Genomic DNA, 10,432 nt, shown 5'->3' with positions numbered 1-10,432 from the left:
CCGCCATCGCTACTTGCGCCTTGAATTCCGCACTGTGTTGCTTGCGCTTCGTTCCCATCTTTCACGTCCCTTTCAACCGGTCAGCCTTAGCTTAGCCGACTGTCCGAAAAAACGTGACCGCCGCAGTTTGCGGCATTTTTCTCCGGGTCGAATGTGTAGCGCATGGGTTCATTATATGTATATTTGTGCATACGGCAAGCCGGCTTTTTCAAGGGCACGATCTCTGCTGTTGAACTTCTTGATTTCGGCCGCAGGGTTTGGCTTGTCGAACACGCCCCACTCAATGGCGCGGTTGTACAGTGATCGGATGAGGCTCAGCGCCGGGTTGGCCGTGCAGTGGCTTCCTTCTCGGCCAAGATCGAGGATTGCGCGCTGCACTTCGGCTTTGGTGATATTGCCGATGGGACGGTTCTGCCAGTTGACCGAGCCCTTCGTCTTTGTTCGAAGCTTGCCGTGCTTCTTTCTCGGCTCATTCGGCAGCGTGCCGAAGTATCGTTGGAAGTTCTCCCGCGACGTGTCGATTCCCTTTTTCTTGTGGGGGATCAGGTGCCGCTCGACGTATTCCTCAAACAGTTCGCCCAAGGTCATTTCGGAACGCTTGGCGCGTTTCGTGTCGGCGCGGTTCAATCCGGCCTTCAAATCAATCTTCACCCGCGCGGCCAGGGCGCGCGCTATCCTGATATTGAGCTCGGGGGTGTTCGCCAGGAAGTCGTTGTAGCTACAGTCCCTCGGCAATTCAATGCTGTCGGCAAGTGCTTGGTTGAACCGGTCGCACGCGAGGCGACCGCATGGAGCGGATCATCGCCGATCTCACGCCGATCAGAGACGCTGGCCCAATGCTTACTTCGCTGGACAGGGTCTTTTCACGATGACCGAAGCCCGAATGTCAGCGAGCCAATCCCGATGAGGAAACCACTGACTGGAGAGCCGTGTGGGGGAGAGCCGCACGCACGGTTCGGAGGGGGGGAACTTACACGTCCTTCTCTACCCCTATCAAGATGGCCGGGGGAGGGGCGTTCCGGCCGCGAAGGCTTTTCGTAGCCCGGGCAACACGTGCCGAACCGCACGCAACACTACACCCGCTTGAGCTGCCGGCGGCGCACGCGCGCCGTCGACTGGCGCACGATCAGCTGCGGGTCGGAGACGCGGACCAGCGTCGGCTGGTGTTCGGGATCCTCGATCATGTCGAGCAGCAGGTTGACCGAAGCCGTCGCGACTTCCTCGATGTTGAGCGACACAGTCGTGAGCGGCGGGCGCATCTCCTGCGTCAACTGGATGTTGGTGACGCCGACGATCGACATCGCCTCGGGAACGGCGATCCCGCGGTCGGCCAGGGCCTGCGTCGCGCCGTAGGCGAGCAGGTCGTTGGTGGCATAGATCGCGGTCAGGGCAGGATTGGCTTCGATCAGTTCGCAAACCGTCTGGTAACCGCCAGCGATCGAGTCCAGAACGTAACGCACATCGCGTTGGTCGAGGCTCACGCCGGCGTCGGCGAGCGCGTCCTGGAAGCCTTCGAGGCGGAGCGAATGGGTCCCGTCGCAGCCATTGCCGACGATCACGCCGATCTGCCGGTGACCCAGCTCGATCAGGTGTTGTCCGGCGATCTTTCCGGCCAGGCGGAAATCGACGACGACCTGCGGAACGCTGTCGGGAAAGTCCGTCGTTTCGACCGAAGCGAGCACCAGCGGCGAGCGCCGGCCGCCGCGCAGCTCGAGGATCTCTGTGGCGCTGATCCCGGTGTGCAGCACCAGCACGCCGTCGGCCAGCGTTCCCGAGATCTGCTTGATATAGGCGCGGCCGATCTCGGCCTGCTCGTCGGTGTTGCAGACCATCAGGAAATACTTGCGCTGACGCGCGACGCGTTCGGCGATTCGGACGAATTCGGGGTAGTAGGGGTTGACGATGTTGGGCACGACGATCGCCACCATCGACGACTTGCCTTCCGAAAGCGCGCGGGCCATCAGGTTGGGCCGGTACCCGGTCGCCGCGAGCGCGGCCTTGACGCGCTTGATCGTCGACGGCTTGACCTTGCTGGGGTTGCGCAGGACGTTCGATACGGTCGCGGTGGTCACCCCCGCCATTTTTGCGACTTCGCTCAATGTAGCCATCTTGTTGTCACCGGATCGAAAAAACGGAAATTAAAACGGTTAAATTTCTCTTGCAACGCATCGTGAGCGAAAGTATAGTGCATAAACTCGATATTTAACCGCTTAAATACAAAACCACGGCAGCGGTGATTCGACGGTTACGGTACGGCTTTTGGCAGCAATTGCTTTCGGCAAGGGGCCGGGTACGCGTGGCGGGGGACCTCCCGGGGATTCCGTCGTGCGATCCGGATAACAACCGCGCGGCCCGGGAGGTGTCTCGCGACTCATCAGGAAGGAAAAACATGAAATTTACGAAGCGCACGATGATCAAGACGATGGCGGGCCTGCTGCTTGCCTCCTGCGGAGTGTTCAGCGCCACTGCGGCGCTGGCCAAGGAAGTGACGATCTGGGCCTGGGATCCGAACTTCAACATCGCGATCATGCAGGAAGCCGGCAAGCGTTACACCGCCAAACACCCGGGGACGACCTTCAAGATCGTCGACATGGCCAAGGTCGACCTTGAGCAGAAGCTGCAGGCGACGCTGGCTTCGGGAATCACCAAGTCGCTTCCGGACATCGTTCTGGTCGAGGACTACAACGCGCCGAAATATCTGCGCTCGTTCCCCGGCGCCTTTGAACCAATGTCGGGCGTTGTCGACTACAGCGGCTTCGCCAGGTACAAGGTCGATCTGATGACCATGGACGGCAAGGTCTACGGACTGCCGTTCGACGCCGGTGTGACCGGCATGTACTACCGCAAGGACTATCTCGCCAAGGCCGGCTTGTCCGACAAGGACATGATGAACATCACCTGGGACCGCTTCATCGAGATCGGCAAGAAGATCGAGGCGGCGACCGGCAAGAAGATGCTGGGTATCGATCCCAACGACAACGGCCTGATCCGCATCATGATGCAGTCGGGCGGTCGCTGGTATTTCGACAAGGACGGCAAACTCGACATCAAGAACAACCCGGCCTTGAAGGCATCGCTCGAGACGCAGGCCAAGCTGTTCCGCTCCGGCGTGGTCAAGCCGGTGAGCAGCTGGGCGGAGTACGTCGGTGCGATGAACAAGGGTGACGTGGCGACGATGACCACCGGTGTCTGGATCACCGGCAGCGTCAAGGCCGAGAAGGAACAGTCCGGGCTGTGGGGCGTCGCGCCGATTCCGTCGCTGGGAATCCCGGGCGCGGGGCATGCGTCCAACCTCGGCGGATCGAGCTGGTACGTGCTCTCGTCGGGCAAGGAGAAAGCCACAGCGATCGACTTCCTCAACGAGATCTACGCCAAGGACATCGACTTCTATCAGACCATCCTGCAGTCGCGCGGTGCCGTCGGGACGCTGCTCGCTTCGCGCACCGGCAAGGCGTATAGCGAAGCCGACCCGTTCTTCGGCGGCGCACAGGTCTGGCAGAGCTTCTCCGACTGGCTGCAGAAGGTGCCGAGCGTCAACTACGGCATGTACACCTATGAAGGTGACGCGGCGATCGCTGCGCAACTGCCCGCGCTGATCCAGGGGGCGCCGGTCGACAAGCTGCTCGACGCCATCCATCAGCAGCTTTCCGCGCAAATCAAGTAAGCCAGCAAGTCTTCGCAGTGCTGCTGCGCCGCCCGGTGACGGGCGGCGCGGTACCCCGAATTTCCCCCCGGAGGATCGTCATGGGACACGCTCCCAAGCCTTCTCGTCGCCGTTTTTACGACATCAACGGCTGGTCTTTTGTCGCCCCGGCGCTGCTGCTGATCGCCGTGTTCATGGTTTATCCGATCGGCAAGTCGCTGTGGATGTCGGTGCACTCCGGCCAGGGCACGCTGGTCAAGTTCGTCGGTTTCGGCAACGCCATTCGCCTGGCCAGCGACCCGATTTTCCTGCGGGCGCTCAGCAATACCATCATTTTCCTGATCATCCAGGTGCCGATCATGATCGTGCTGGCGATGGTCCTGGCTTCCCTGCTCAACATGCCCGATCTGAAGGCGCGCGGTTTTCTGCGCACCGCGGTGTTCCTGCCTTGCGTGACTTCGCTGGTCGCCTATTCGGTGCTGTTCAGGAGCATGTTTTCCTACGACGGCGTGGTCAATTCGGCGCTCCTGAAGCTGGGCCTCGTCAGCGAGGCGGTTCCCTGGCTGACCGACCCGTTCTGGGCCAAGGTGGTGGTCATCGGCGCGCTGACCTGGCGCTGGACGGGCTACAACATGATCTTCTTCCTCGCTGCGATGCAGAACATCGACAAGTCGATCTATGAGGCCGCACGCATCGACGGAATCTCGGCAACCCGCCGCTTCCTGTCGATCACCGTGCCGATGTTGAAGCCGGTGATCCTGTTTACCGCGGTGACCTCGACCATCGGTACGCTGCAGCTCTTCGACGAGGCGTTCAACATCACCCAGGGCGGTCCGGGCGACGCGACGCTGACGCTGTCGCTCTACATCTACAACCTGTCGTTCCGCTACGTGCCAAACTTCGGTTATGCCGCCACGGTGTCTTACGTCATCGTGATCCTGGTGGCGATCCTGGCTTTCTTCCAGTTCCACGCGGCGAAGGAGCGCGATTGATGGATACCCTTATCCGCAAGACCCGCAGCGCGGCGGTCTATGCTTTTCTCGGCCTCGTCGCGCTACTCTCGCTGTTCCCCTTCGTGTGGATGGTGATCAGTGCGACCAACGTCTCGAACGAGATCAGCAAGGGGCGGATGAGCTTCGGCCCGGCGCTCATGGAGAACTACGCGAAGTTCGCCGCCGCCTACGACGTCGGCGTGATCTTCTGGAATTCGGCCAAGATCGCGCTGCTCGCCTCGTTCTTCACGCTGCTCGTTTCCTCGCTCGCCGGCTACGGCTTCGAGGTCTTCAGCTCGAAGCTGCGCGAACGCATCTACCGCGGCGTGCTGCTGTCGATGATGATCCCGTTCGCGGCGCTGATGATCCCGATGTTCATCCTGATGGCCACCACTGACCTCATCGACACGCACCTCGCGGTGATCCTGCCGACGGTCGCTTCGGCCTACCTGATCTTCTACTTCCGTCAGAGCAGCAAGGCCTTCCCGCCCGAGCTGCGCGAAGCGGCGCGCATCGATGGACTCAAGGAATGGCAGATCTTCTTCTTCGTCTACATGCCGGTGATGCGCTCGACGTATGCCGCGGCGTTCATCATCGTCTTCATGGCCGCCTGGAACAGCTTCCTGTGGCCGCTCATCGTGTTGCAGTCGAATGAACTCAAGACCATCACGCTGGTGCTCTCTTCTCTCAACTCCGCCTACAAGCCCGACTTCGGCGTGGTCATGGTGGCCACCGTGCTCGCCACGCTGCCCACGCTCGCCGTCTTTTTCGCCATGCAGCGCCGCTTTGTCGAGGGCATGCTGGGTTCCGTCAAATAAAGGAGCAACGATGCGATCGCTCACGCAATTCAATAACGGTTGGACCTTCCACGGCGAATTCACGCCGTGGATGATCGCCGGATTCGTTTCCGGAGACACGGTTCGGCTGCCGCACAACGCCGTCGACCTCCCGATGAACTACTTCGACGAGTGTTGTTTCCAGAAAGCGTTCTGCTACCAGCGCACGCTCGACTGGCAGGCGGATTTCGCCGACCGTGAGGTCGAACTGGTCTTCGACGGGGCGATGGCCGACGCCGTCGTCTGGCTTAACGGACAGCAGGTCGCCGCGCACAAGGACGGCTACACGCCTTTCTCGGCGCGCCTGACCGGCCTGCTGCGGGACGGCGCCAATCTCGTCACGGTGCGCATCGACGGCAGTGAGAATCCTGAAATCCCGCCCTTCGGCGGGCAGATCGACTACCTCACCTACGCCGGCATCTATCGCGACGTCTGGCTCAAGGTCACCGACCCGGTGGCGATCGGGAACGTCAAGATCGAGACGGCCAACGAGCTCGCCGCCGAGAAGAGCGTTTACGTCGTCTGCACTCTGGCCAATCCGTGCCGTCATCCCGTGACCGGGACGCTGGGTGCGGAACTGCTCGACGAGGCCGGCCGTGTGCTCGCCACGACGAGCGCCGAGGTTTCCGGCGAGCGCGTGAGTTTGTCATTCGAAGACCTGCCTGGCCTCTCGCTCTGGGAACTCGACGCGCCACGCCTGTATCGCGTCCGGCTGACGCTTGAGACCGGCAACGGCCGCGACGAGCTGACGACACGTTTCGGTTTCCGCAGCGCCCGCTTCACGCCGGAAGGCTTCGTCTTCAACGGCCAGCCGCTCAAGATTCGCGGCCTCAACCGGCATCAATCGTATCCCTACGTCGGTTATGCGATGGGCCGTCGCGCGCAGGAGAAGGACGCCGAGATCGTCAAGCATGTCCTCAAGTGCAATCTGGTGCGCACGTCGCACTACCCGCAATCGACGTACTTCCTCGATCGTTGCGATGAGCTGGGGCTCCTCGTCTTCGAGGAGATTCCGGGCTGGCAGCACATCGGCGGCGAGCGCTGGAAGCAGGAGTCGATCCGCAACGTGCGCCGCATGATCGAGCGCGACTGGAACCACCCGTCGATCATCCTCTGGGGCGTGCGCATCAATGAGTCGCCCGACGACCATGACTTCTACGCCGAGACCAACCGGGTCGCGCGCGAACTCGATGCCACGCGGCAGACAGGCGGCGTGCGCTGCCATGAGAAGAGCGAGTTCCTCGAAGACGTCTATACGATGAACGACTTCAACCACGCGGCGAGTCCCGAGCTTCTCGGCGGCCGCGAGCCGGCGGTGCTGCGCGACCAGCAGACGGTGACGGGCCGTGGCGACAAGGTTCCCTACCTGGTCACCGAGTACAACGGTCACATGTTCCCGACCAAGCGCACCGATCCCGAGGTGCGCCAGGCCGAGCACGTCACGCGTCACCTGCAGGTGCTCGACCGCTGCTACGCCGACGCCGGGGTCGCCGGTTGCATCGGCTGGTGCATGGCCGATTACAACACGCACATGGACTTCGGCGCCGGTGATCGCCTCTGCCACCATGGCGTGCTCGACATCTTCCGCGAACCGAAGTTTGCCGCCTATGCCTACGCCAGCCAGTGCGAACCGGCCGAGGGCGTCGTCCTGAAGCCGGTGACGTTCTGGGCGCGCGGCGAGAAGGACCGTTGCGACGTCCTGCCGCTGATCGTGCTGACCAACTGCGACTACATCGAATTCCAGTTCGGCGCCTTTCCACCCAAGCGCGTTTATCCGGATCGCGAAAACTACCCGCACCTGCCGCACGCGCCGGTCGTCATCGACCAGCGCCATGTCGACTTCGCCGAAATCGGCGCTTGGGGGATGCGCTGGCAGGACGGCCGCTTCACCGGCTTCGTCGACGGCCAGCCGGTCGCCGAAGTCCGGCTCTCGGGCAAGGCCGTCGCCACGACGCTCGAACTCGTCGCCGACGATGCGGAGCTGCGGGCAAGCGAAAAGGACGCGACGCGCTTCATCGTTCGCGCGCTCGACCAGTTTGGCAACGTCCTGCCGGTCTTCGACGATCCCGTGCACATCTGCGTCAGCGGTCCGGCCTGGCTGCTTGGTCCCGATCTGGTTGCGTTCAAGGCCGGGATTGCCGGCTTCTGGGTCGAGACGACGGGCAGCACGGGCGAGATCGGCGTCGAAGTTTCCAGCCGTAGGCTCGGCAGTCGGCGCCTGACAGTACAGGTCCGCTAGACCGGAGCGGACGTCCGGAACGAAAAGATGAGGCACCACGCCTTCGGAGAAAAGAAAAATGGCTGATGTAACACTGACCCATATCCGCAAATCCTTTGGCCCGATCGACGTGATCAAGGGCGTCGATCTGGAGATCAATGCCGGCGAGTTCGTCGTTTTCGTCGGCCCGTCCGGCTGCGGCAAATCCACCTTGCTGCGGATGATCTCGGGGCTCGAGGACATCACGTCGGGCGAACTGCGCATCGACGGCGAGGTGATGAACGACGTCGACCCGTCGAAGCGCGGGATCGCCATGGTCTTCCAGTCCTACGCGCTCTATCCACACATGACGGTGCGCGAGAACATGGGCTTCGCGCTCAAGTACGCGAAGGTGCCCAAGGACGAGATCGATCGGCTGGTGAACGAGACGGCCGCCATCCTCGGCCTCGAAAACCTCATGGAACGCAAGCCGAAAGCCCTGTCGGGCGGGCAGCGCCAGCGCGTCGCCATCGGCCGCTCGATTGTGCGCCAGCCCAAGGTCTTCCTGTTCGACGAGCCGCTCTCCAACCTCGACGCCGAGTTGCGCGTGCATATGCGCATCGAGATCGCCCGCCTGCACCGCGAGCTCGGGACAACGATCGTCTACGTGACGCACGATCAGGTCGAGGCCATGACGCTGGCCGACAAGATCGTCGTGCTGCGCGCCGGCGTCATCGAGCAGGTTGGCGCGCCGCTCGATCTGTACGACAACCCGGCCAACACCTTCGTCGCCGGCTTCATCGGCTCGCCGCGCATGAACTTCTTCGAGGGCACGGTGCGCGGCGCCGACGGGGCGCGTTGCCTCGTCGAGTTGCAGGCGTTCGACGGCGCCGTCGTGGCCATCCCGCTCAAGGGCGCGCTGCCGGCGGTCGGTGCGCAGGTGTCGCTCGGCGTGCGGCCGGAGCACTTCCACGACGACGGCGACGGCCACTTGCGCCTGACGATCGACATGCTCGAACATCTGGGCGGCGAGACCTTTGCCTACGCGCGTTCCGCGGCGGGCGCCATGGTCGTGGTCGAAACCAGGCACGGGCGGGCGCTGCAATCCGGGCAGAACTATGATGCGCGTTTCCACACCGCGTCGGCCCTGCTGTTCGACAAGGCGGGGCTGCGCATCTACTGAGCTGCGACCCGTCCGCATTCGATTGAACCACCGGTAGCCCACATGAGCACGCGCGCCCCAGAAATCGCCGCCGAATACCTCGTCCTGCACGGTCGTTCGACCAGTGTCCTGCTCGAGCACGCGCCGACGACGAGTCGACCGCCACAAGCGCACGGCGCCTGGTTGGCCGAGGTCGGCCTGCCTTGCCGCGCGTCGGCGCCGAAAGTGTGCTGGTCTATCGAATCAGCGCCGTTCCGGTCAGCTGCCCCTTGCGGCTGAGCCGTACCGGTTCTGGTGTCACTTTGACGCCTTGATCGAATCCGCCTTCGTTTCGCAGGCGAGACCAAGGCCCAACTCCGCTCGCGCGGCGTCAATGAGCGCGATCATCTTGGCCGAGAGGTCGTGACTCATGATGGGACTTTCCATCTCACCTGCGCGCAGGACTTCGCAGAAGTGGGCGGTTTCATAATTGAGTCCTCCGCCGACAAACGGCTCGTACAACTCGACCGTCCGTCCCCCAAACGTACCGAACCGTCGCGCACGACGGATTCCACCAGTTTTCGTGAATGGTGACGCTCCCGTTCGTGCCGGCAAGAAACGCGTCGCCTTTCCCGTCGAGTTCCAGTTCGCAGAATAGCTGCGAGATGCCTTTCTCGTGACGCACGTTCAGACTTGCGAAGGTGTCGACGCCGGTTTCCCCGATTTTGCCGATGGTCTGGACGTTGATTGCGGCGCCGAGAAAGCAGGGGTCGAGCAAGGACTCCAAGCTCGGATATGCGTGCGTTGCGTGTCCTTCGCGAACTCGTGCGCCTGTGCGTCCTCGGCCGGCCTCGTCACGTTGATGTCAAAGCCCGGAAAAACGCCCGCCCAGCGCATCCTTCCCTGACAGCACTGGTTCGCCTCCAATCGGCCAGTCGATGGCCAGATCCGGATCATCCCAGCGGATGCAGCGTTCCATTTCCGGCGCGTAGTAATCCGTGGTTTTGTAGAGAAACTCGGCCGAGTCACTGAGCACAACAAAGCCGTGCGCCAGCCCGGGCGGAATCCACAGCTGGCGCTTGTTGTCGCCCGAGAGGATTTCACCGACCCATTGGCCGAACGTTGGAGAATTCTTGCGGATATCCACCGCCACGTCGAAGACCTCGCCGGCGACGACCCGCACCAGCTTGCCCTGCGCCTTCGGCGGCAGCTGGTAATGCAGGCCGCGCAGGACGCCTTTCGCACTCTTCGAGTGGTTGTCCTGCACGAATTGAAGATCGAGCCCGGTCGCCGCGTTGAAACGCTGCTGGTTGAAGCTCTCGAAGAAGAAACCGCGTTCGTCGCCGAAGACCTTGGGTTCGAACAGCAGGACGTCGGGGATAGCCAGCGCGGTGACTTTCATACGAACACCTTGTCGCGCAGAAGGCCGATCAGGTATTGGCCGTAGCCCGATTTGCCCAGGCGCTGCGCACTCTTCTCCAGTTGCGCATCGTCGATCCAGCCGTTGCGCCAGCTGATTTCTTCCGGACAGGCCACCTTCAATCCCTGACGACTCTCGATCGTGCTGATGAACTGGCTCGCTTCGAGCATCGACTCGTGCGTCCCGGTATCGAGCCAGGCGTA

General features: G+C 62.4%; 8 protein-coding genes and 1 pseudogene. 5 read left to right on the top strand and 4 right to left on the bottom strand.

Annotation, left to right across the window (positions count from 1 at the left end; all coding sequences use genetic code 11):
* Nucleotides 1-171 precede the first annotated feature (171 nt).
* Both KBA32_RS14290 and KBA32_RS14285 read right to left on the bottom strand, forming a co-directional pair.
* Nucleotides 172-735: a hypothetical protein gene (locus tag KBA32_RS14290; RefSeq protein WP_294360176.1), complete on the bottom strand. Its 564-nt coding sequence runs from the start codon at nucleotides 733-735 to the stop codon at nucleotides 172-174.
* Nucleotides 736-1,073: 338 nt separating this feature from the next.
* Complete coding sequence (locus KBA32_RS14285) at nucleotides 1,074-2,108, bottom strand: LacI family DNA-binding transcriptional regulator (RefSeq protein WP_294360173.1); 1,035 nt, start codon at nucleotides 2,106-2,108, stop codon at nucleotides 1,074-1,076.
* 281 nt (nucleotides 2,109-2,389) lie between these two features.
* On the opposite strand from KBA32_RS14285, the gene KBA32_RS14280 reads away from it, so the two are divergent.
* The 5 genes from KBA32_RS14280 (at nucleotide 2,390) to KBA32_RS14260 (ending at nucleotide 8,851) form a co-directional block, all read left to right on the top strand.
* On the top strand, nucleotides 2,390-3,664 hold the full coding sequence (locus KBA32_RS14280) for an ABC transporter substrate-binding protein (RefSeq protein ID WP_294360170.1): 1,275 nt from the start codon (nucleotides 2,390-2,392) through the stop codon (nucleotides 3,662-3,664).
* A gap of 80 nt (nucleotides 3,665-3,744) precedes the next feature.
* The gene (locus KBA32_RS14275) at nucleotides 3,745-4,635 is read left to right on the top strand and encodes a carbohydrate ABC transporter permease (protein ID WP_294360167.1); all 891 of its coding nucleotides are present in this window, start codon (nucleotides 3,745-3,747) and stop codon (nucleotides 4,633-4,635) included.
* The gene (locus KBA32_RS14270) at nucleotides 4,635-5,453 is read left to right on the top strand and encodes a carbohydrate ABC transporter permease (RefSeq protein WP_294360164.1); all 819 of its coding nucleotides are present in this window, start codon (nucleotides 4,635-4,637) and stop codon (nucleotides 5,451-5,453) included. The genes KBA32_RS14275 and KBA32_RS14270 overlap by 1 nt, the downstream gene beginning before the upstream one ends.
* A 10-nt stretch (nucleotides 5,454-5,463) precedes the next feature.
* Nucleotides 5,464-7,710: a glycoside hydrolase family 2 protein gene (locus KBA32_RS14265; protein ID WP_294360160.1), complete on the top strand. Its 2,247-nt coding sequence runs from the start codon at nucleotides 5,464-5,466 to the stop codon at nucleotides 7,708-7,710.
* Between the two features lie 58 nt (nucleotides 7,711-7,768).
* On the top strand, nucleotides 7,769-8,851 hold the full coding sequence (locus KBA32_RS14260) for an ABC transporter ATP-binding protein (RefSeq protein WP_294360157.1): 1,083 nt from the start codon (nucleotides 7,769-7,771) through the stop codon (nucleotides 8,849-8,851).
* A gap of 823 nt (nucleotides 8,852-9,674) precedes the next feature.
* Here the strand turns inward: KBA32_RS14260 and rfbC are convergent.
* Both rfbC and KBA32_RS14250 read right to left on the bottom strand, forming a co-directional pair.
* The gene (rfbC, locus tag KBA32_RS14255; protein WP_294360153.1) at nucleotides 9,675-10,211 is read right to left on the bottom strand and encodes a dTDP-4-dehydrorhamnose 3,5-epimerase; all 537 of its coding nucleotides are present in this window, start codon (nucleotides 10,209-10,211) and stop codon (nucleotides 9,675-9,677) included.
* A pseudogene (locus KBA32_RS14250) lies at nucleotides 10,208-10,432 on the bottom strand (glucose-1-phosphate thymidylyltransferase); the annotation flags it as partial. The gene rfbC and the pseudogene KBA32_RS14250, both read right to left, overlap by 4 nt.

The organism is Propionivibrio sp., from assembly GCF_017995515.1.
Lineage (GTDB): Bacteria > Pseudomonadota > Gammaproteobacteria > Burkholderiales > Rhodocyclaceae > Propionivibrio.
Note: the sequence above shows the minus strand (reverse complement) of the source record. Positions and strands in the feature narration are given on the sequence as shown.